20 protein-coding genes are annotated in these 21,109 nt (G+C 40.8%); 13 read left to right on the top strand and 7 right to left on the bottom strand.

Annotation, left to right across the window (positions count from 1 at the left end; genetic code table 11):
* Positions 1-202: 202 nt before the first annotated feature.
* Positions 203-610 carry a nuclear transport factor 2 family protein gene (locus ACQ76V_RS05480; protein ID WP_440999471.1) on the bottom strand — a complete coding sequence of 136 codons (408 nt, stop codon included), beginning with the start codon at positions 608-610 and terminating at the stop codon, positions 203-205.
* Positions 611-1,146: 536 nt separating this feature from the next.
* Between ACQ76V_RS05480 and ACQ76V_RS05475 the strand changes: the two genes are divergently transcribed.
* The gene (locus ACQ76V_RS05475; protein WP_440999470.1) at positions 1,147-2,568 is read left to right on the top strand and encodes a PP2C family protein-serine/threonine phosphatase; all 1,422 of its coding nucleotides are present in this window, start codon (positions 1,147-1,149) and stop codon (positions 2,566-2,568) included.
* 271 nt (positions 2,569-2,839) lie between these two features.
* On the opposite strand, the gene ggt is transcribed toward ACQ76V_RS05475, so the two are convergent.
* Positions 2,840-4,570 (bottom strand): gamma-glutamyltransferase, encoded by a 1,731-nt coding sequence (gene ggt, locus ACQ76V_RS05470; protein ID WP_440999469.1) that lies wholly within the window; start codon positions 4,568-4,570, stop codon positions 2,840-2,842.
* Between the two features lie 444 nt (positions 4,571-5,014).
* On the opposite strand from ggt, the gene ACQ76V_RS05465 reads away from it, so the two are divergent.
* The 10 genes from ACQ76V_RS05465 (at position 5,015) to ACQ76V_RS05420 (ending at position 13,404) form a co-directional block, all read left to right on the top strand.
* On the top strand, positions 5,015-5,416 hold the full coding sequence (locus tag ACQ76V_RS05465) for a cupin domain-containing protein (protein ID WP_440999468.1): 402 nt from the start codon (positions 5,015-5,017) through the stop codon (positions 5,414-5,416).
* Positions 5,417-5,578: 162 nt separating this feature from the next.
* Positions 5,579-6,298 carry a VIT1/CCC1 transporter family protein gene (locus tag ACQ76V_RS05460; RefSeq protein WP_440999467.1) on the top strand — a complete coding sequence of 240 codons (720 nt, stop codon included), beginning with the start codon at positions 5,579-5,581 and terminating at the stop codon, positions 6,296-6,298.
* Positions 6,299-6,513: 215 nt separating this feature from the next.
* Complete coding sequence (locus tag ACQ76V_RS05455; RefSeq protein ID WP_440999466.1) at positions 6,514-7,134, top strand: class I SAM-dependent methyltransferase; 621 nt, start codon at positions 6,514-6,516, stop codon at positions 7,132-7,134.
* Positions 7,135-7,260: 126 nt separating this feature from the next.
* The gene (locus ACQ76V_RS05450) at positions 7,261-8,397 is read left to right on the top strand and encodes a TlpA family protein disulfide reductase (RefSeq protein ID WP_440999465.1); all 1,137 of its coding nucleotides are present in this window, start codon (positions 7,261-7,263) and stop codon (positions 8,395-8,397) included.
* Positions 8,398-9,098: 701 nt separating this feature from the next.
* Positions 9,099-11,057, top strand: a complete 1,959-nt coding sequence (locus ACQ76V_RS05445) for a fructose-1,6-bisphosphatase (protein ID WP_440999464.1) — start codon at positions 9,099-9,101, stop codon at positions 11,055-11,057.
* 23 nt (positions 11,058-11,080) lie between these two features.
* Positions 11,081-11,437 (top strand): DUF1304 domain-containing protein, encoded by a 357-nt coding sequence (locus ACQ76V_RS05440; RefSeq protein WP_440999463.1) that lies wholly within the window; start codon positions 11,081-11,083, stop codon positions 11,435-11,437.
* A gap of 184 nt (positions 11,438-11,621) precedes the next feature.
* Positions 11,622-12,236, top strand: coding sequence for a hypothetical protein (locus ACQ76V_RS05435; protein WP_440999462.1), 615 nt, complete (start codon positions 11,622-11,624; stop codon positions 12,234-12,236).
* A 12-nt stretch (positions 12,237-12,248) separates the two neighbouring features.
* Positions 12,249-12,548, top strand: coding sequence for a winged helix-turn-helix domain-containing protein (locus ACQ76V_RS05430; protein ID WP_440999461.1), 300 nt, complete (start codon positions 12,249-12,251; stop codon positions 12,546-12,548).
* 12 nt (positions 12,549-12,560) lie between these two features.
* Complete coding sequence (locus ACQ76V_RS05425; protein ID WP_440999460.1) at positions 12,561-12,755, top strand: hypothetical protein; 195 nt, start codon at positions 12,561-12,563, stop codon at positions 12,753-12,755.
* Positions 12,756-12,834: 79 nt separating this feature from the next.
* Complete coding sequence (locus ACQ76V_RS05420; protein WP_440999459.1) at positions 12,835-13,404, top strand: hypothetical protein; 570 nt, start codon at positions 12,835-12,837, stop codon at positions 13,402-13,404.
* Positions 13,405-13,568: 164 nt separating this feature from the next.
* Here ACQ76V_RS05420 and katG read toward each other — a convergent pair whose 3' ends face one another.
* Together katG and ACQ76V_RS05410 are read right to left on the bottom strand one after the other, a co-directional pair.
* Entirely contained in the window at positions 13,569-15,794 is a 2,226-nt protein-coding gene (katG, locus tag ACQ76V_RS05415; RefSeq protein WP_440999458.1) for a catalase/peroxidase HPI, read from the bottom strand.
* 200 nt (positions 15,795-15,994) lie between these two features.
* Positions 15,995-16,585 carry a hypothetical protein gene (locus ACQ76V_RS05410; protein ID WP_440999457.1) on the bottom strand — a complete coding sequence of 197 codons (591 nt, stop codon included), beginning with the start codon at positions 16,583-16,585 and terminating at the stop codon, positions 15,995-15,997.
* Between the two features lie 206 nt (positions 16,586-16,791).
* Here ACQ76V_RS05410 and ACQ76V_RS05405 point away from each other — a divergent pair, with 206 nt between their 5' ends.
* Positions 16,792-17,262: a TspO/MBR family protein gene (locus ACQ76V_RS05405; RefSeq protein ID WP_440999456.1), complete on the top strand. Its 471-nt coding sequence runs from the start codon at positions 16,792-16,794 to the stop codon at positions 17,260-17,262.
* A 12-nt stretch (positions 17,263-17,274) separates the two neighbouring features.
* Entirely contained in the window at positions 17,275-18,438 is a 1,164-nt protein-coding gene (locus ACQ76V_RS05400) for a lycopene cyclase family protein (protein ID WP_440999455.1), read from the top strand.
* Here ACQ76V_RS05400 and ACQ76V_RS05395 read toward each other — a convergent pair.
* The 3 genes from ACQ76V_RS05395 to ACQ76V_RS05385 all read right to left on the bottom strand — a co-directional run bounded on the left by ACQ76V_RS05395 (position 18,435) and on the right by ACQ76V_RS05385 (position 21,103).
* The gene (locus tag ACQ76V_RS05395) at positions 18,435-19,520 is read right to left on the bottom strand and encodes an AI-2E family transporter (protein WP_440999454.1); all 1,086 of its coding nucleotides are present in this window, start codon (positions 19,518-19,520) and stop codon (positions 18,435-18,437) included. The two genes, ACQ76V_RS05400 and ACQ76V_RS05395, sit on opposite strands and share 4 nt — an antisense overlap.
* Before the next feature lie 26 nt (positions 19,521-19,546).
* On the bottom strand, positions 19,547-20,257 hold the full coding sequence (locus ACQ76V_RS05390) for a PIG-L deacetylase family protein (RefSeq protein WP_440999453.1): 711 nt from the start codon (positions 20,255-20,257) through the stop codon (positions 19,547-19,549).
* 108 nt (positions 20,258-20,365) lie between these two features.
* Positions 20,366-21,103: an ABC transporter ATP-binding protein gene (locus tag ACQ76V_RS05385; RefSeq protein ID WP_440999452.1), complete on the bottom strand. Its 738-nt coding sequence runs from the start codon at positions 21,101-21,103 to the stop codon at positions 20,366-20,368.
* Between the last annotated feature and the right edge of the window lie 6 nt (positions 21,104-21,109).

Below are 21,109 nucleotides of genomic sequence, written 5' to 3'. Positions count from 1 at the left end.
TTCTTTTTGTGTCATGATTTGTCTAAGTTAGTAGATTTTAAATTACCAACCTAGACAGAGTTAGATTTACACTCTCGCCTAACCAGCGCTATCAGCGGACAGGCCTCTCACCAGGTTGCGTACCTTCTATTTATTAGTTACTCTTTCATTTATAAACAATTTCAACATTCCGGCGCCTTCAGCTGTAACGCAAGGTCGTTAGCTACATTACTTTGGCTTTAACAGGATTAATTATAGTAGCTGTATCTACAGCTTGAAAAAAATGAGTAAGTTTTTCATTCTTTACAGTCCAGATATGCACTGCATTAGCTTTGAACTTCTTCCCAGTGGCTTTCCAAGTTCCCGTGTAATATCCCTTCATGATTACGCGGTCACCGGATTCCATTAGTTCTTCAATCTCAACATTGAAGTGATCATAATATTCGGGAATCTTACTAAACACACCATTGCCTACTGCTTCTGGTCCTGTAAATATGCCATCGCCCTCAATAAAGGGAAATCCGTTGCATTCATGCCATTCCATCTTGGGATCAAACATGGAAAGAACACCCTCAATATCCCCTTCGCTAAATTTTTTATATCCGGTTTTTGCTAGTTCTATATTTTTCATAACACTTCCTCTCGTATTTGTTTTGGGTTATCTGTATAGTAGATAATCTTTAAATAAAAAGGGCTTTTTTATTTTTTTTTAAGTTAAATAGAAACAAATACTTGTAACTGTTTGCGTAGTGGTTAGTAACGATCAGTAAGTTTGCAACTAAAAAAACCACTACTAATTAATAATATAGCTAACCAGCGCATTTATTAGACTACCCTACCGAGTTGAGATGTGCAACAACGTCTCCCATATTAAAAAATACCAGCACGGCGGAAGATAGACGAATCCGTGCATCAGGCTCCGAGCCTAACCCTTGAATCATGTGCCTTCCGCCTTTGGTATTACCTAAACCTAAATAGCATTCAAGGGAACGCACCTCGCCATCTGGTTGCCTCCCTTCCATTTTTTAGTTACCCTCTCTTTTATAACCAAATTCATAATCTGTGGACTGTCGGTGATGTACCAGATCGTTATATTTACAGTCCCAAAAAATATTGCAGATTAAATCTCGGGCGAATTGTTTTAAAAAAAATTAAAGTTAATAATTAATGGATGAGTATTTATTTCTAACCAAGATTCAATATTTCTCTACTGGACTCATACTTGGAATCAGTATGCTCCATCTCATCCTTTTTATTTATTGGCGCAAGCGAAGAACAAACCTATTCTACGCTTTATTTCTTCTGCTTTTAGGAGTTACGATCTTTTCCGATTTTCAGCAGATGGTTACATCAGATCAATACTCTTTATTGTTTCTAAGGATTCAGAGGGGTTCCCTAAGCATCAGTTTAATCGCCGGGCTCCTTTTTTTCTACAGGTTATTCCGTAATAGGGTCCCACTGCACTTTTGGTTGATCACCTCATTATTAATTTTTACAGGTATAGCGGCTGTAATTCAGCCATCCAGCAACTTCATCTATTTAGAATTGGTAGTTATTGCTGTATTAATAGAGATCATCCGCATCACGTATTTGGCTTTACAATCAGGACTTAACCGGCTTTGGATTATCGGAGTAGGGTTTGCAATATTTTCGTTATTTGGCAGCTACGATCTCCTCTTAGATCTGGAACTGCTTTCTCCCTTGTTTGGCCTCACCAATGGATATCAATTTGGAGTGATTGGATTAATAATTACTACGTCTATCTATCTTGCCTATGATATTTCGGTTACCAACAAAAAAGTTATTGAACAGGAAAAAAATATCTTCCAGCAAAAGCTAAAACGGGAAATGCTTCAGAACGAAGTAGATCGAACGAGCAAAGAGCTTGAAGAAGCACGTAAACTTCAACTGTCGATGCTTCCTCACCGACTACCAGAAACTGATACGCTATTAATGGCGGCAAGCATGAGAACCGCTGTAGAAGTGGGTGGAGACTATTACGATTATTATAAATCGGAAGATGATCAACTTACTCTTGTGATAGGCGATGCAACCGGACATGGCAATAAAGCTGGGTTCATGGTAGCCATAATAAAAAGCCTTTTTAAAAGCTTTCAGCCTGAGTCTGACTTTCCCGAGTTTTTTAATAAAGTAACGCTCATATTAAAACAGATGAATCTTGGGACACTCTTTATGGCACTGACATGTATGGAGGTGAAAAATAATGTACTCACAGCTTCTGCTGCTGGAATGCCCCCCATTCTTGTGTTTAGAAACGAATCCAAATCAATCGAAGAATATGTTATAAAGGGAATGCCGCTTGGAGCCGTCAACAACTTTGACTACAAGCAAATTACTGTTGAACTTAATCCTAATGATACTGTATTGTTAGTTTCCGATGGACTTCATGAGCTGTTCAATAAAAATCGTGATATGTTTGGCTGGAAAAGGGTGAAATCAGCTTTTGAAGAGTATGCTCATTTAAAACCAAACGAGATAATCGATAATTTGAAATACGAGGCTGATCGCTGGAGGGGGGATAAACCTATTGATGATGATATTACTTTTGTAGTGATGAAATTTAAATAATCATACAAAATGACTACCCCTTACATAAAGGATACGCCCCTCAGCTTATCTTACCCAATTCCCTTTTGTGGTTACAGTCATTTGTATCAATTTGACACTAAGTCGTCTGCCCTTTTTTCGCAAAGCCGTTAGGCCGATTAGTGTCCATCACAAATAACCTGATGTTTCACACCAATGACTATTTACTAAAGTAGCAGGACCTCAGCATCCATTTAAAAAAAGCGTGGGTATTGATTCCCACGCTCTAAAAAACAATCAACTTATGCTTATACTAATATCCTGAAGCCTGACCATCTTTCCTTGATTCCGAAGCACCATAATAGACGCCTTGTTCAGCATCGTACATGATAGCCTGGTATCCTCCGTAACCGCCGATATCATAGCCTACATCGTGACCTCGCTTTATTAAGCCACGAATTGCATCAAATGAGTATCCATCCTCAAGATTTAGCGTACCTTCATCTTGGAGATATTCCTTAGCATCATCCGTAGGTTGGGTGGATCCAGTATGTCGCCATCGTGCTGCGTCTCCCGCTTCCTGGATGTTCATGCCAAAGTCTATCATATTTGTCAAAATTTGAACATGACCCTGTGGCTGCATACCTCCCCCCATCACGCCAAAACTCATAAATGGTTTTCCGTCTTTCATCACAAAAGCAGGAATAATTGTATGGAAGGGGCGCTTTCCCGCCTCATAAACGTTGGCATGATCAGGATCCATGGAAAACAGTTCACCGCGATCCTGAAAGACAAAGCCAAGGCTCGGCACAACGATTCCTGAACCCATACCTCGATAATTGCTCTGGATTAGTGAAACCATATTACCTTCGCTATCAGCGGTAGTCAGATAAATAGTATCACCGTCTTCAAGAACAGACATACCCGGTTTTACATTACTGGATGCATATTCATCAATTTGCTCTGCCCGCTTTTGCCCGTACTCTTTGGAGATAAGCTTTTGAACGGGCACATCTGAGAAAGAGGGATCCGCATAAAATTTGGCTCGATCTTCAAAAGCCAGCTTTTTTGCTTCTGTCATTAGATGAAGTGCTTGTTCACTACCATATCCGATGGCACTCAGATCGAACTCTTCTAAAATTTGCAGCATCTGAAGTGCGGCAATACCCTGTCCATTCGGTGGTAATTCGTAAACATCATAGCCCCGATAATTCACAGACACAGGATCAACCCACGTGGAGGTATGTTTAGCAAAATCTTCTTTGCGAAGATAACCACCATTTTCGCGCATAAATTTATCAATTTTCTCAGCAATTTCTCCCTCGTAAAAAGCGTCGCGACCTTTGTTAGCCAAAATTCGATATGTATTGGCCAGTTCAGGACGCTGCATAATTTCGCCTTTATCCGGGGCACGACCGTTAATCGTCATTTCTTCTTTAAAAGCACCGGGACGGTCGTTATGAATTTGCGCCCCAATCTCCCAGTAGTAAGCAATAAGTTCACTTACCGGGAAGCCTTCTTCCGCATAATTAATAGCGGGTTGCAAAATTTGATCCATCGACATACTACCCAGTCTGTCATGCAATGAAAACCATCCATCCACAGCACCGGGAACTGAAATGGGTAAAAATCCATAGGCCGGAATGTCATCCGTATTTCTTTTTTCCAGCTCTTGTTGCATTTCCTGATATGACAGGCCGCGCGGAGATCGTCCGCTTGCATTCAGACCGTAGAGTTTTTGATCTTCTGCTGACCAAACAATAGCAAAAAGGTCACCACCTATTCCACTTCCGGTAGGCTCCATAAGGCCCAGTGCAGCGTTAGAAGCAATAGCCGCATCAATAGCATTGCCCCCATTTTTTAGAATTTGCAGGCCAACCTGGGTAGCCAATGGTTGACTGGTGGCAACCATCCCATTTTGGCCGATTACTGCTGATCGCGTGGCAAAAGGTTCACCGGTAATACGGTCGGGCTGGGCTTGAAGCGAAAGCGCAGAAGTAATCAGAAGAGCAATACATCCTAAAACAGAAACTGCATTTTTCATAGTATAAGAGTTTGATTAAAATACACTTTTAACAGTAAGAAAATATCTCTTGGGTAACAATAAGAAATAAGACACTCCAAAAATGTAAAAATATATTGAAGCACGTTGTGGCTTTTACAGCTAATGGGTATTCAGATCATCATGCGGATCCTTAAGTGGCTTCCAGAAGCTTTTAGTAATTCAGCAAACTCCCTGCCTACCCTTCTGATTCGGAATAAGTTGGCCATAGTAATAATGTATTAAAGATATTTTGAAGGTATGCGATCACCTGCCAACAAAATTCAATTACACTTTTAAAAGGCAGTATTGGCATTTATAGGAAGTCATGAAAATTATTGGAGATAGGATATCAAGAGTTTATATCGTAATATATTATTTGGTGATTATTCCTAAAATAATCTTAGCATAACCATAAAGCATCAACTTACCTATAGAGAGATTATCATGAGAATATCCAAAGAGCATGTAGACATCAAGATGGAAATACCAGGAGCCACTATACGTCAGCAAACGGATTTTGGTGATGCTACGGGATTAGGTAAAATCAGCGGTGAGTACTTTAGCCTTTCGGCAGGCGTCGATACCACTCCACTTTTCGAGGGACTGGAAGGCAATTTGTGCCAATGCCCCCATTGGGGCTTTGTTTTGGATGGACAACTTACCACGACAGACGCCGATGGTGTACAGGAGACTGTGAATACAAACGACCTGTTTTACTGGCCTCCCGGCCACAACGTCAAGGTCAATAAAGACGCAGAGATCATTATGTTTAGTCCTCAACATGAGCATAGCCATGTCATAGATCACATGATCAAAAAAAACGAAAAGCTAAATACCGCTATGTGAAAGTATATTTTTGAGGGATGTAGCGCATTGAAATTAACTTCTATCTCTTCACTTTAAACTTATTACATTTAGTAATAGCATGAATATCCAACTCACATAACTGCAACAAATCAGATAAACAGCGTTACTGTTACGTTCTTGTTGTCTGCAACTCTAAATGGTATGGTGACAAAAAAATCAAAAAGCCCGGATAATTATTTGGACAACCATTACATCCACAGAAGCAATTGGCTTCGAGCAGCGGTACTTGGTGCAAATGACGGGATTTTATCAACCGCAAGTCTTGCCATAGGTATTGCGGCTGCAAGTGTCAGCAGAGAACCCATCGTGTTAGCGGCATTAGCCGGATTGGTCGCCGGCGCTTTATCAATGGCAGCAGGTGAGTACGTTTCGGTAAGTTCTCAAACAGATGTTGAAAAAGCGGATACGGAAAGGGAGAAAATTGAGTTAGAAGAAATGCCTGAAATTGAATTACAGCGGTTGGCGGAAATTTATGAAAAGAGAGGATTAAAAAAAGAAACAGCTCTAACAGTCGCTAAAGAATTGTCGGAGCATGATGCTTTAGGGGCTCATATTAGAGATGAATTAGGGATTAATGAAATTAGTCAGGCAAAACCTATGCAAGCAGCATTTTCGTCTGGTGCAGCTTTTACGATAGGTGGAATATTGCCTTTACTTGTCACACTATTTATGCCCTTAGAAAGTATGGAGTATAGTTTGTATGGTTTCGCTCTTTTCTTCCTCATTGTCTTGGGCGCTGTAGCTGCAAAAACCGGTGGATCAAGTATTGGAAAAGCAATCATCCGAATTACATTCTGGGGTACAGTTGCAATGGGACTAACTGCTTTAGTCGGGTATCTCTTTAATGTAAATGTGGGATAAAATTTACTGAAGCCAGAGCAATAATATATGCCCCTTTCAAAATAAATTACGTTCCTGTATTTCCACTCTTAATAAGGGATATTCAATTTTATCAACCCGTAGTATATTTCTCTTGATACCGGACCCTTATTTTTTTGAGGAATTAAAGATATTTTATGGATGTTAAAGGCCTCTATTGAAAAAACGACTCAAAAATTAATTCGACAATAACATCCATGTCTCGATTTGATGAAGAAGCCCAAGATTGGGATACTCCCGAAAGTCAAGAACGCGCAGAAAATATTGCGGAAGCAATTAAATCACATGTTCCATTATCAAACAATATGTCTGCTTTTGAGTACGGCTGTGGCACCGGACAGCTTAGTTTTGAACTTCGTGAAAAAATAGGGCCTATTACTTTAGCCGATACTTCAACTGGAATGCTGGAAGTACTTCGTGATAAGATTCAGGATAAAACGGAAGATAATATGCACCCAGTCAATCTTGATCTGACCAAGGATCCGCCTCCCAGCACACAGTTTGATTTGGTTTACACGATGATGACACTTCACCACATCCCAGACACACAATTAATCCTAAATCAATTCTATCAGTTGCTTAACCCCGGCGGATACCTTTGTGTAGCTGATCTTGATAAAGAAGATGGATCTTTTCATGGTCATGATGTTGATGATGTCCATAAAGGATTTGACCGAAAAAAGCTGGCAGGGTTGGCGGAAAAACAAGGGTTTACAAAAATAACTTTTTCAACAGCCTATAAAATGGAACGAGAGGTTAATGAACATGGTGAAAGCAAATTATTTCCTATTTTTTTGATGGTAGCACAAAAGTCTTGAATTTCATCTTAGCAGGTGGCATAAAAACCACAATTCGTTCCCTCGTTTCTGATGACGCACTAAGACAGGAAACATTTCGCTATATCTGTCTACATCAATATTCAACTTAAAATAATTTATTACATCGTGATTTCGAAGACATCTCTAACCATTCTGGCGGTTTCAATAGCTCTGTTTTTCTCCTGTACCACCCAAAAAAAAGAACCGGTATTTTCTGTAGAAGGAAAGCTCAATAACATCGATACAGAGAATGTATTGTTGCATCAGGCAAAGGGGCTCAACGCAACTCAATTCGATATTTTGGATACTTTGTCGGTAGATGCAGACCGTTCGTTTTCATCATCTTACCGTCTTGAACCTCATTATTACCGATTGCGTATTCACGATTCCCTGCAGGTACCCTTCATTGCTGATTCCGGGCAACATATCACCATAAAGTTTCACGGGGAAGGTGACTATGAGGTATCCGGTTCACCGGACACCGAACTTTTTGAAGAGTACGAGGAGTTCCGAATGCAGGTTTTGAGAGAAACAGTGTATCCGATAAGGACACAATTGGAAGATTTACTGGAAGAAGATAACCAGGATGATGCCACCCGGATTAAAAAGCTTGGGGACCGGGTGTTAAAGGCAGAAGAACAGTATAGGGATACACTGATACATGCGGTAAAAAAGATGGGAACCTCTATCGCTATTTATCCGACCATGGTTCGCTGGAACGGCGATAAACACATGGATTACTATGAACACCTGGCCGCTAATTTTTCTGAACGTCATCAAGGGCTTGAAGTAGCACAGCTGGTATCAGAGAAAGTTAGAATTTTAAAGCAGGTTTCCCTCGGCGGCAAAGTTTCAGAAATTGTTGCTCCCGATACGTCCGGCCTGGAACGGTCACTTTATGATAATCTGGGCAAATACACTTTAATAGACTTTTTTGGTAGCTGGTGCGGCCCCTGCAGATCAGAAAGTGACCATTTGGGGAAAATGTATGACCGGTATCATAGCTCCGGATTCCAGATTTTTGGCTTTGGCATTGAGTATAAGAAAGACCGATGGATCCAGGCACTTAAAGAAGACAACCGAACCTGGATCAATGTATCTACGGTTGACGGCTATTCAAACCAAATTGCTGAAGAATATGCCATAACGGCGATCCCTAAAAATTTCCTTGTCGATGAGAACGGCATCATCATCGCAAAAGATATTCATGGCCAAGAACTTGAACAGAAGCTTGAGGAGTTATTTTCAGAGCAAAACCCATGATTGATATTCACCGAAGTGGTAGAAAAGTTTATGCTTTAAATTAATAACTGAGCAAGTTGCTTATCTTACGAACCGGGTAATCGGCCTATGGTTCTTTATAACAATGGAATAAAATACCACACAAAAACCTCACGTGTTTTTTAAAAAAACCAATCTATAAAATAACACCTGCACTTTTCCTATTCTTTGTTGCTCTTGGCTTTTATAGCTCCACTTTTGTTAATTGCAATAATAAACAGCATTAAATGGATCGGTTACCCTCAGGTATGGAATTCAGAGACGTACTGTAACATTTCCTGATACAATCTTAATGGTCAAGGTTTTTTAAATAAAATCACTTTCAGCTGTAGCGGTACTGGGAACTGGGGCGACTGGGGTTGTTGGCTCCCATCTTTCGGAATTACTTTTACAAAAAAAGCAGATGTGACAGGTATTGGCGATCGCCTATCGCACCTTAAAACTAAGGGGATTAGCCTACAGGCCGTAGATCTTCGTAAGACACGGTAAACTAAAAGATATCATAGAAGGAAAAGATATTGTCTTCCATACTGCCGCAGTTCTGAATGCTGATCTCCAGTTCACGACTGGCATTTTATCTATTCGTTCAGTATTTAATAAATAAACATTCATTCGTACGCCTTAAACTGACGCAATATTTTGCATTTCACTAATCCGTACCTGTACTGCTAAATACTTTACTTATGACTGATAATGAACTACGTTATCTGAAATTACTGGCTCAACAATATCCCTCCATTCGGGCAGCATCAACAGAGATCATCAACCTCAGTGCCATCCTTGAACTCCCAAAAGGTACAGAACATTTCATCTCAGACATCCACGGTGAATACGAATCCTTTTTACATGTCCTGCGTAACGGCTCCGGGTCAATAAAACGACGAATTGAAGAAATATTTGAATACACTCTTGATGACCAGGAAAAACGAAATCTGGCTACCCTTATTTATTATCCTGAACAGAAAATGCCGGCTATCGTCAAAGAGCTTAATGATCCCGATCAGTGGTACCGAAAAACTCTTTTTCAACTTATCAAACTTTGTCGGGTTTATTCCTCAAAATATACTCGTAACAAGGTGCGCAAAGCACTGCCCAAAGACTTTAGTTATATTATTGAGGAACTTCTTCACGAGCAGGAAAGCAACCGAAATCGCCAAGAGTATTACAGCAGTATAATTGACTCTATCATTGATACAGACCGTTCGGGTGCATTTATAACTGCATTGGCCCGTCTTATTCAGCGACTCACTATCGCGCGCCTCCATGTTATCGGCGATATATACGATCGCGGTCCCGGGGCACATATCATTATGGATAAGCTTATGGAGCATCATGCCGTAGATTTCCAGTGGGGTAATCACGATATCGTTTGGATGGGTGCCGCGGCCGGGAGCCAAGCCTGTATTGCTAACGTAATCCGCGTTTCTCTGCGCTATGCCAACATGGAGACCATTGAAAACGGCTATGCCATTAGCATGCTACCGCTGGTTTCACTTGCTGTAGAAGAGTATGGGGATGATTCCTGTGAGCTTTTTCGTCCCAAAGAAGCCGACGAAGAATTTACTGAAAATGAACAACTGCTGATGGCCCGCATGCAAAAAGCCATTACTATAATTCAACTAAAGCTCGAGGGGCAAGTTATTCAGCGTCAGCCACAGTTCCAGATGGAAGATCGGCTGCTGCTCGATAAAATTGACTATGAGGAGGGCACCGTTCATATCAACGACCATGCCTACCCCCTATTGGATACCTATATGCCTACCATTGATCCCGATAATCCTTATAAACTTTCCGAAAAAGAACAGACGGTTATGGAGAAACTCTCCCTGTCGTTTAAAAACAGCGAACGTCTCCAATCTCATGTACGATTCCTGTTTTCCAAGGGCAGCATGTACCTGACCTATAACAATAACCTGCTCTATCATGGCTGTATTCCTATGACAAAAAGTGGCCGTTTACGACACATCATCCTTGACGGAAAAAAACACAGTCCCCGAGAATTTATGGATCGCCTGGAGCAACTTGCCCGTCAAGGCTATTTTGTAAATGACGAGCCGGCCAAAAAACAGTACGGACTTGATACCATGTGGTACCTATGGAGCGGCTCCCAGTCTCCCCTGTTTGGCAAAGATAAGATGGCAACTTTTGAGCGTTATTTTATTGAAGACCCCAAGACCCACCAAGAAAAAATGAATCCCTATTATGATCACCGTACCAAAGAAAAAGTTATTGATAAAATCCTCGAAGAGTTCGGTATCAATCCTGAAGATGGACATATCATCAACGGCCACGTTCCGGTAAAGGTAACCAAAGGTGAAAGCCCCGAAAAAGCAGGCGGCAAGTTGCTGGTCATCGACGGCGGATTTGCCAAGGCCTACCAAGAAAAAACCGGAATTGCGGGATATACCCTTATTTACAATTCATATGGACTCATCCTCGCTGCGCACCAGCCTTTTGAGTCTACACAAAAAGCTATTAATGAAGAAATTGATATTCACTCTGAAACACGAATCCTTGAACGCAACAACCAGCGTATCCGCGTTTGTGATACCGATAACGGTAAAGAAATTCAGCGTAAAATTACGGATCTGCAAAAACTGCTGGAAGCTTACAGGTCCGGACTGATTAAAGAGTTATCATAAACCTTAAAACATAAACAAATGACATGTCCATAGCAGCTACTCTTGCAATCCTCATCGTTGCCTTACTACACCTCGGCTTTTTGGTGCTGGAAATGTTTTTATGGGAAACAAAACTTGGATTGCGCATTTTGGGCCACTCAAGGGAAAATGCAGCTTCAACAAAAACACTGGCTGCCAACCAGGGCCTTTATAATGGCTTTCTTGCCGCAGGATTATTGTGGGGGCTGAGTCTTGGGTCAGAAGGCTTTACCATCAATCTATTCTTCCTATGCTGCATAATTATGGCAGGACTGTTTGGCGCTCTGACGGTTAACAAAATCATTTTCTATATTCAAGCATTTCCCGCAATGTTAGCTTTGCTGCTGCTTTATTTGGCATAGGAAATACGCTTTTTCAGCTCGTTTTAATCTTTGACAAATCAGTATTTGGTATCCTGATATCATTGGAAGTTATGTGAGAGCTTAAACCTATTCCATTGGACAAACCTCAAATAGTAAATTAAATTTAAGAAGCTATTGTAACAGAGTATTTTTGGTATTAACTTTGAAATAAAAAGTACTTTGTATGAAAGAGGAACAGGATTACATTCAAGATTTAACTGAGATTCGCTCCATGATGGAGCGGTCTTCCAAATTTTTATCGTTATCAGGCTTGGCAGGTGTAATGGCTGGGATTTATGCATTAGCGGGAGCCTATATTGCGTATAGCCACTTCAACTTTAATCCTGATGAGATTAGCTATAGTTCCTTCGATTCCTCAAGCTTGTCAGCGATCATATTTTTAGCTATTTCCGTGTTACTTCTGGCAATTGGAACGGCCATTTTTCTTTCCTGGAAAAAAGCTCAAAAAAGGAATGAAAGTGCCTGGAACAGTACATCCAAACGAATGATAGCTACAATGGCCATCCCCTTGTCTGCGGGTGGTATTTTCATATTACTATTACTTTCAAAAAATCTTATAGGATTAATCGTCCCATCTACCTTACTGTTCTATGGACTTGCTCTATATAGCGCCAGCAAGTTTACTTTTGATGATTTAAAATTTTTGGGATTGATACAGATGGCCTTGGGATTAATTGGCACTGGATTTATTGAATACGGTTTGCTTCTATGGGCCGTGGGATTCGGAGTAGTCCATATCGGCTATGGAATTTACATGCATTTGAAGTACGAGCGGTAAGAGAATCTACCCATGAAAGTATCTATCGATGATTTACATAAAGCATTCGAAAGTCGAGTACGACTTGGAATTATGGCGGTGTTAGCAGTGAATGATGGCCTCGATTTCACGTCATTAAAGGATGTTCTGGATGTAACAGATGGCAACCTGGCAACACATATAAAAAAATTAGAAAAAGAAGGTTTTGTCGAAGTTGAAAAAACCTTTATCGATAATAAACCCCACACTACATACTACATGACCGAAGAGGGGAAAAAGGCATTTGAGGAGCATCTTAATGTGTTGGAAAAAATTATTCAATCGCAGAAATAACAAATCGTAATTATGAAGAAAAATAAGGTTGATAAAATAAGGTTGTACTCACTGCTATCGGTATTGACTATCATAATTGGAATCGCGCTTCTGGTATTTATGACAATTGTAGAAAGTGAGCCGGGCGCAATTCCATTATTGTTGATTGTAACCGGTGCCGGATGGTATTTTATCACCCGATACAGACTTGGATCAAAGCACACATAATTTTATAAAACAGACCGTTTTTTTTGCCTTTTTACTTTGTAAATAAAAGTACTTTCCAATAACAACTAAATAACTCACCATGAGTAAAAATCACACATTTTATCAATTCATTGCCTTATTGGGCGTCGTAATAGGGCTTTTATTAATGATCCCACTAACTGCAATGCAATTCACTGATAAAGTTGTATGGACACTCTCTGATTTTGTCATTGCCAGCACGCTCCTCTTTGCCACTGGCCTTACATATAAACTGATAACAAGAAATTCGGATAAAACTGCCTACAGTGTGGCTATCGGATTTGCGCTCTTCACTGGATTATTCCTCATCTGGGTAAACGGTGCTGTGGGCATTATTGGTTCCGAGGACAATCCCATCAATCTGTTGTATTTTGGGGTGATTTTTGTTGGAATCATCGGTGCTTTTATTGCACGCTTTAAACCAGAGGGAATGACACAAACAATGTTAGTAATGGCTCTCGCTCAGGTGTTAGTAGCTGCAGTTGCTTTAATCGGTGGTTTTTACCAGTCACCACCCAGCACGGTGTTTCATATAATTGGCGTCAATGGATTCTTCATTATACTATTTGTGGCGTCGGCCTTGTTGTTTCGATATTCTACTCACAAAAACTCTGCTATTTCTGAAGAATAGCATCTTCCTACAAGAATTTTATTACTTTTCATATAGCCAAATATCAAAATCATTAATAAAAAATGGGAGCCTGATAACAGACTCCCATTTAAAGGTTAGCTAAAATGTACACCACATTTTGCAATGCATGGTTCTATTAAAGAACTATTGCATTACAGATGAGTTTAGTCCAGATCAAAGCGATCCAGTTGCATCACTTTAGTCCATGCATCAACGAAGTCCTTAACAAACTTCTCTTCTGCATCATCGGCCGCGTAGGATTCAGAAAGAGCACGCAACTCAGAATGTGAACCAAAGATTAAGTCAACACGAGTGGCCCTCCACTTGACGTCACCGGTCTTACGATCTTGGCCTTCAAAGAATAGTTCGTCATCCGAAGTTGCCTTCCATTCGTAATCCATATCAAGAAGATTCACAAAGAAATCGTTGGTCAACGTTTCTGGCTGGTCGGTAAAGACCCCGTAATCGGAATCGTCGTAATTGGTATTTAACGTACGCATACCACCAACCAGTACCGTCATTTCAGGTGGTGTGAGCGACAACAATTGCGCCTTGTCAACCAACATTTCTTCTGGCTTTGCATTGCACTCAGAATTATAATAGTTGCGGAAACCATCAGCATTAGGCTTAAGCCACTCGAATGAGTCCTCATCCGTCTGTTCTGCCGTAGCATCATTACGTCCCGGAGTAAAGGGTACTTCTATTTCATGGCCGGCATCTTTCGCCGCTTTTTCAACTGCAGCAGCACCGCCGAGAACGATTAGATCCGCAAGAGAAACGCGCTTGTTACCCGATTGAGCATTGTTGAATTCCTTCTGAATGCCTTCAAGCACTTTAAGCGCCTTAGCTAACTGTTCAGGATTATTCACTTCCCAATCTTTTTGTGGAGCAAGTCGCACACGGGCACCGTTGGCACCGCCTCGCTTGTCGGAATCGCGGTAGGTTGAAGCCGAAGCCCAAGCTGTTTTAACCAACTCCGATACAGACAGATCGGTACCTAAGATCTTACCTTTGAGTTCTTCGATATCCTTTTCGTCGATCAGTTCATAATCAACTTCGGGGATAGGATCTTGCCAAATCAGGTCTTCTTCGGGAACTTCAGGTCCCAGATAACGAGACTTGGGGCCCATATCACGGTGGATAAGTTTGAACCAAGCTCGTGCATAAGCATCCGCAAATTCTTCAGGATTTTCATAGAATCGCTTGGAAATTTTTCTGTACTCAGGATCTACTTTCAATGCGAGATCCGTAGTAAGCATCATCGGAGCATTTTTCTTATTCGGATCGTGAGCATCGGGTACCATACCGTCCCCGGCTCCATCTTTTGGCTGCCATTGATAAGATCCGGCAGGACTTTTCGTTAACTCCCACTCATATTCAAAGAGATTCTCAAAAAAGCCCATGTCCCATTGGGTAGGATCATTCGTCCAGGCACCTTCTTCACCGTCGGTGATTGTATCACCGGCTTTTCCTGAGCCATAATCACTGATCCAGCCGAAGCCTTGCTCTTCAATATCAGCCGCTTCAGGTTCCGGGCCTTTATGTTCTAATGGTCCCGCCCCGTGGGTCTTACCAAAAGTGTGTCCGCCGGCAATAAGCGCAACAGTTTCTTCATCGTTCATTGCCATTCGTGAAAATGATTGTCTAATGAAATGGGCTGATTTTTCAGGATCCGGTTCTCCGTTCGGTCCCTCAGGATTAACATAGATTAAGCCCATATGATCGGCAGCAAGTGGACCCTTGAGATTACCTTCTTCATCGTGACGCTCATCATCCAGCCATTCTTCTTCGGAACCCCAGTTTACAGAAGTATCGGGCTCCCAGTCGTCTTCACGTCCACCTGCAAAGCCAAAGGTTTCAAAACCCATTGATTCCATCGCAACATTACCAGCCAGTACTAACAAGTCGGCCCATGATAATTTACGACCATACTTTTTCTTAATAGGCCAAAGCAAACGACGCGCTTTGTCTAAGTTAGCATTATCCGGCCAGCTGTTCAGAGGTGCGAAACGTTGCTGACCACCAGCAGCTCCACCACGACCATCAGAAACACGGTACGTACCGGCAGCATGCCACGACATCCTGATGAAGAGACCTCCATAATGTCCCCAATCTGCGGGCCACCACTCTTTGGAATCGGTCATCAAATCATGAAGATCTTGTTTCACAGTTTCGAAATCGAGCTTTTGAAATTCTTCCGCATAGTCAAAATCCTCATCCATTGGTTTACCCTTGGACGAATGCTGGCGAAGCATATCCACATTTAATCGTTCGGGCCACCATTTATCGAGCTTTGTACCACTGGCAGCAGTTTCATTTGATCCCCCATTATGAAAAGGGCATTTACTTTCGTTACTACTTGATGTTTTCTGATCTTTATCTTTATTCATACGAGGCTTGGTTTTACAATTTCTTATTAATCAGTATTAATCTAACTAAATCATTCATTCATATAAATTGTTTTCTGATAGAAAAATACTATTACGAATATTAGGCTTAACTATGAGACATCAGAAATAAAATTTACTCCTGAAAAAGATTCTACTGGTGAACCCATATTCAAACTAAATACTCAACTCATTCTTCTAACTCAAAGATTAGGTGGATTGGGAATATTTCCGGCAATCCAGTCAGTCATTTCCTCAAGAATATCTTTGTACGGACGTACGGCCGGCCAATCTTTTTTCGTGGGTTCTACAAACTGCTCCCTTTGCTGATTACGCATCTCATTTATCGCATTAATCAGCTCTTCTTTCTGTTGATCTGTATAAAACGTATTGGCTTTTATCTCTTTAATCTCTTTCTGATGATCAGCTTTACTTGCTTGCAGATCTTCCGAAATATCCATCGCAGAAATAGCCGCGTGTATGCGTTCTTTTACCTGATCGAATTCCTGAACCGTCCATCCCGAAGATGCTAACAACCCTTTTCGCTCTTTATAAAAAGCAGCAACCACATTATCGAACTCCGAGGCATTCGCTTTCATCTTATTCTGCAGCTTAGCAACTTCTATTCGGATTTCAATCCACTCTTCCACTTTTTGCTCAGTTAATCGAAGTGAATCATATGCGAAGATGCTCTTTTCAAAAAAAGTTTGATCACCAACAGTAATAAACAGTTTTCCCGTGTTACTTTTGGCATTCTTTGCACCAAAAGCGAATGACTCACTGCTTAAGAGCAAACAGAAAGGAAGAATCCATATAATATGTAATTTTATTCGCCTATTACTCCACATTGAATATTATCTGATTAGGTTTTAATCAATTATCAGTATAATGATAACTTACGAAAAAAGGATTTATATAAAAGAGAACATGTAAACGATTTTTAGTTATAATCACTTATATCAATGACATACAATGATTTTTTAAGATGGAATTCTAAATTATGGCGATAGATACCAAAAAAATTGCGGGGTTGCCGGTTTGGATTATAGTTTGCAGTTTAGCCGGTGTATTTGGAGCTCAATTTGAACCCGGTATGTGGTACGAACTATTGCAAAAACCAAGTTGGACACCTCCAAACTGGATTTTCCCTATCGTTTGGCCAATCCTGTATGTAATGATGGGGACGTCAGCCTGGCTTGTTTGGCGAAAGGATTCAGTTTCCTTATTAGATTATGAATTCAAATGGTTTTTTGTGCAACTCATCCTAAATGCATTATGGTCTTGGCTATTTTTTGGGAAACACTATATTTCAACGGGCTTGGCTGAAATTTTACTCCTTTGGGTAGCCATTGCTTTCACCCTTCTTCTCTTCTGGAGAAAAAGCCAACTGGCAGGGCTGTTACTTGTACCCTATTTACTTTGGATTAGTTATGCTTCAGCCCTGAATTTTGCAATCTGGCAACTTAATTAATCACCGGATTTTATGCAGTCGTATGACTACATCATAGCAGGTGCAGGTGCATCAGGGCTCTCTCTTGCCTGGAAAATGCTGCATTCACCGTTGTCAGAAAAAAATATGCTCATCATTGATCAATCGCTAACCCCGACTAATGATAAAACCTGGTGTTTTTGGGATGCCACTGATCCTCCCTTTGCTGAGTTGATTTATCGGAAATGGAATAAAGCAGAGGTAAATACTTTTGACAGCCGAACTATCGAATTGCTAAATACATACACTTACTACTGCCTGCGAAGTATTGATTTTGGGAGACATATTTTGAGCAAATTGAAAAATCATCCCAATTTCGATCTGCTCGAAGGCTCAATTACAGACTTATCATTCAACGAGAGAAATCCCATCCTGCACACGGATTCCGACTCATTTAAAGCAGAGTATATTTTTCAAAGTTGTTTTGATCCATGGAATAATACTGGTGATCAGCCCCGACATCCGCTTTTGCAACACTTCGTAGGCTGGGAGATTAGCACATCAAAACCAGTCTTTGATGAAGATGTCTTTACCTTAATGGATTTTGACCAAACGTTTGAAGATGGCATAGCTTTCATCTATCTGTTGCCCTGGTCTCAAACATCTGCGCTTATTGAATACACCATTTTTTCGGATACATTGCTTGATAAAAAGAAATACGAGGAGAAGATATCTTTATATTTAAATAACCGATTTAATCTGAAACCGGTTGATTATACTATCGAACGAAAGGAATTCGGAAAAATCCCGATGGCAGATCGCCCACATAAACCGTGGTATAAACCAAATATTTTAAATCTCGGTACGGTTGGAGGGGTCACCAAGCCTTCTACCGGTTACACATTCAAGCGTATCCAACAACAAACTGACGCAATTGTCAAGGATTTGTTATCCTCTCGCGAAATTCGACCTCAGCCTATTTCCCGAAAGCGATTTCGAGCGTACGATCTCTGGCTGCTACAAATCATTGATCGACATCCCAAGGATGCATTGAGGGTTTTTAATCACCTATTTCAAAATAATTCACTGGACAAGGTGTTCCAATTTCTTGCCGAGGAATCTTCTATAAAAAACGATTTAAAAATAATGAGCAGTGTTCCCAATATCCCTTTCTTGAGAGCCATTTGGGAAACCTCCAATCGACTTAAAGAAATTTAATCGCCCTTGCTCTCCGTTTTTATTTCAGCAGTTTGATATTCAGTGCGATTGCCCAGCAAATACCCATATGGTTTCAATCCATCAACCTGATCAAAAACACATTTCAAAATTCCCAATAGCGGTACAAAAAGTATCATCCCTGAAATACCCCACAGCTGTCCCCCAATTATAAGCGCAATTAATGCCATGAAGGGATTAATACTTACTTTTGAACCAATAACATTGGGCGTAATAAAATTTCCTTCCAAAAATTGAACAACAGCAAATACTGCTACCACCCCTATAGGATTCAGTAATGAGTCAGTGAATAAAAGTGCAAAAACAATGGCAGGAAGGCTTCCCAAGATAATTCCTATGTATGGAATAACTGCAAGAATTGCCGCAAAGGCCGCAAAAAATAGTATATGATCGATGCCAACAATCCATAATCCTATTACATTTAAAATCGCCAAAATGGTGACTACGGTAATCATGCCTACTATATAATTCTGTGTCACACTTTGGATGTTGTCAATTACAGAATCAATGGCATCATTATTTCCCTCAACAGCAGAGTGTAAAAATGTGCGATACATTTTCTTGTAATACATCATGAAAAACACAAAAAATGGTAACAGTCCTACGGTCGTGAACACACTTGTTGTAGCACCCAATACCGTGCTGATATATTCTCCACTTTTATTGATAGCCGTTTCGAGTCCCCGTTCTAAAAATTGTACTTGCCGGTCGGGTGATAGACTAAATGTGGATTCAAAAAACTGTATCAGATCATTACTCAATGTCTGTAGCTTGGCATTGGCTTCGGGAAGGCGATCGGCGAACTGAATAAATTGTATCGAAAGCAGCGACATAATACCGCCCAAGATCACTGCGATTAATATAATACTGGTTATGATGGCCAGAACACGATTAAATTTATAACGCTCCAGCCATGCACTTATAGGCTCTAACATCATAGCTATAAGAGCCGCAAATGCGAGAGGCATTAAAATAAATTTTCCATATGAGAGAACAACGAACAACAAGATGATCCCAAGTACTATTGTTGTCCCTTTCAACCAGATTGGAAAATCTCTTTTCATCAGTCGCTTAACATCAGCAATTAGTATTATGCATCTAAGTGATCTCCTAAATCAGTAAGCGGCGGGTCAAAATCTTCTTGAAAAATTTCGAAGGGAACCCGATACCCTACCTCTTCTTTTACATTGCTATCTTCAATCACCTTTTGATACGTTTCGTAGCAATCAAGAGCTGATAAAAACTTTTGATAGTCTTCTTCATTAGCTTCAATCCAGCAATCAATGTCGCCCTGTTTTGATGAGGTTAGGTTAAACTTCCCTTCTCCTACATCTTCGCTGTAATGGGTGAAAAAAGCCAGTCTTTTGGGATAGTCAAAGCCCTCTCGTTTCAAATCACAATACACACTCTTTACGACCGCATGACTTACCAGATGATCGTCGAATCCGCTGATGCCATGAACTGCATAAGTAACCAAAACGTCAGGTTTAATTTTCTGAACCTGTTTTCGTATCACTTCTTCAATATCGGCAGGATCCATCTCTTTTAATCCACTGTCTGGAAGATCAAAAACGGTCATGCCGTTCAAATCGAGCACTTTTTCTACGCATTGCATCTCTTTATAACGGATTTCGCCCATCTCTTTTTTGGTAATACCCAAACGAAATCGCTGCTTCGTTGCCTCTCCCTTTGTCAAGGTAAAAAGATATACTTCGTGACCTTTTCTGCGTTGTGCCGCGATGGCCGGTGCAGGTCCAAATGACTCATCATCCGGATGAGGAAAAACGTAAAGAATTTTCATAGCAGAGTATTTATGATTAAAACATTACTATGATGTTAATCATAATTCTGATGCAACCAAACCTGAATCTTTAAATATGATCCCAGGAACAAAAAATATGCTGAATAATTAGTTCGAGGCAGACTCAATAACAATTTCTTCTTGATCCAAAGCGGGACTCTCTACCTGAATATCACTTTCAATCTGACCATCACGAAGGCGAATAATACGACGAGCATGCTCAGCAATCTCCGGTTCATGGGTAACAACAATAATAGTGTTGCCCATCCGATACAGTTCCTCAAACAGCATCATGATCTCTTCACCAGTTTTGGTGTCGAGATTCCCCGTAGGCTCATCCGCCAGTAAAATAGAGGGATTGTTCACCAAAGCACGGGCAATAGCAACACGCTGTCGCTGTCCACCCGAGAGTTCATTAGGTTTATGATCAATACGATCTCCCAATCCAACTCGTTCCAGTGTTTTAGCCGACCGCCTGTGCCGTTCTGCAGTTTTAACGCCAGAATAGATCAATGGCAGCTCCACATTTGAAAGGCAATCCGTACGCGGTAGCAAATTAAACGTTTGAAATACAAAACCAATCTCCCGATTTCTGGCTTCGGCCAGATCAGCGTCATCAAACTGGCTGACATCCTCACCGTTTAAAATATAGGTCCCGGATGTTGGGGTATCCAGGCAGCCAATAAGATTCATCAACGTAGATTTACCCGATCCGGATGGCCCCATAATGGCAATATATTCGTTTTCCATCACATCAAAGGTTACACCGTCAAGAGCGCGCACCTCTTGCGTCCCCATCTGATAAATTTTCGTTAAGTCGTTTACCTTAATAACCGGTTTTGCCATTATACT

Origin of the sequence: Fodinibius sp. SL11, from assembly GCF_052060035.1 — a bacterium.
In the GTDB taxonomy this organism is placed as follows: Bacteria; Bacteroidota; Rhodothermia; order Balneolales; family Balneolaceae; genus Fodinibius.
This window is presented reverse-complemented; position numbering and strand designations above follow the sequence as displayed.

What these genes read in the sequence shown, in the direction of transcription:
- ACQ76V_RS05480 (WP_440999471.1), bottom strand. Translation starts at nt 610, where the DNA reads ATGAAAAATATAGAACTAGCAAAAACCGGATATAAAAAATTTAGCGAA.
- ACQ76V_RS05395 (WP_440999454.1), bottom strand. Translation starts at nt 19,520, where the DNA reads ATGAAAAGAGATTTTCCAATCTGGTTGAAAGGGACAACAATAGTACTT.
- ACQ76V_RS05440 (WP_440999463.1), top strand. Translation starts at nt 11,081, where the DNA reads ATGTCCATAGCAGCTACTCTTGCAATCCTCATCGTTGCCTTACTACAC.
- ggt (WP_440999469.1), bottom strand. Translation starts at nt 4,570, where the DNA reads ATGAAAAATGCAGTTTCTGTTTTAGGATGTATTGCTCTTCTGATTACT.
- ACQ76V_RS05435 (WP_440999462.1), top strand. Translation starts at nt 11,622, where the DNA reads ATGAAAGAGGAACAGGATTACATTCAAGATTTAACTGAGATTCGCTCC.
- ACQ76V_RS05420 (WP_440999459.1), top strand. Translation starts at nt 12,835, where the DNA reads ATGAGTAAAAATCACACATTTTATCAATTCATTGCCTTATTGGGCGTC.
- ACQ76V_RS05400 (WP_440999455.1), top strand. Translation starts at nt 17,275, where the DNA reads ATGCAGTCGTATGACTACATCATAGCAGGTGCAGGTGCATCAGGGCTC.
- ACQ76V_RS05465 (WP_440999468.1), top strand. Translation starts at nt 5,015, where the DNA reads ATGAGAATATCCAAAGAGCATGTAGACATCAAGATGGAAATACCAGGA.
- ACQ76V_RS05430 (WP_440999461.1), top strand. Translation starts at nt 12,249, where the DNA reads ATGAAAGTATCTATCGATGATTTACATAAAGCATTCGAAAGTCGAGTA.
- ACQ76V_RS05460 (WP_440999467.1), top strand. Translation starts at nt 5,579, where the DNA reads ATGGTGACAAAAAAATCAAAAAGCCCGGATAATTATTTGGACAACCAT.
- ACQ76V_RS05390 (WP_440999453.1), bottom strand. Translation starts at nt 20,257, where the DNA reads ATGAAAATTCTTTACGTTTTTCCTCATCCGGATGATGAGTCATTTGGA.
- katG (WP_440999458.1), bottom strand. Translation starts at nt 15,794, where the DNA reads ATGAATAAAGATAAAGATCAGAAAACATCAAGTAGTAACGAAAGTAAA.
- ACQ76V_RS05405 (WP_440999456.1), top strand. Translation starts at nt 16,792, where the DNA reads ATGGCGATAGATACCAAAAAAATTGCGGGGTTGCCGGTTTGGATTATA.
- ACQ76V_RS05455 (WP_440999466.1), top strand. Translation starts at nt 6,514, where the DNA reads ATGTCTCGATTTGATGAAGAAGCCCAAGATTGGGATACTCCCGAAAGT.
- ACQ76V_RS05445 (WP_440999464.1), top strand. Translation starts at nt 9,099, where the DNA reads ATGACTGATAATGAACTACGTTATCTGAAATTACTGGCTCAACAATAT.
- ACQ76V_RS05425 (WP_440999460.1), top strand. Translation starts at nt 12,561, where the DNA reads ATGAAGAAAAATAAGGTTGATAAAATAAGGTTGTACTCACTGCTATCG.
- ACQ76V_RS05385 (WP_440999452.1), bottom strand. Translation starts at nt 21,103, where the DNA reads ATGGCAAAACCGGTTATTAAGGTAAACGACTTAACGAAAATTTATCAG.
- ACQ76V_RS05475 (WP_440999470.1), top strand. Translation starts at nt 1,147, where the DNA reads ATGGATGAGTATTTATTTCTAACCAAGATTCAATATTTCTCTACTGGA.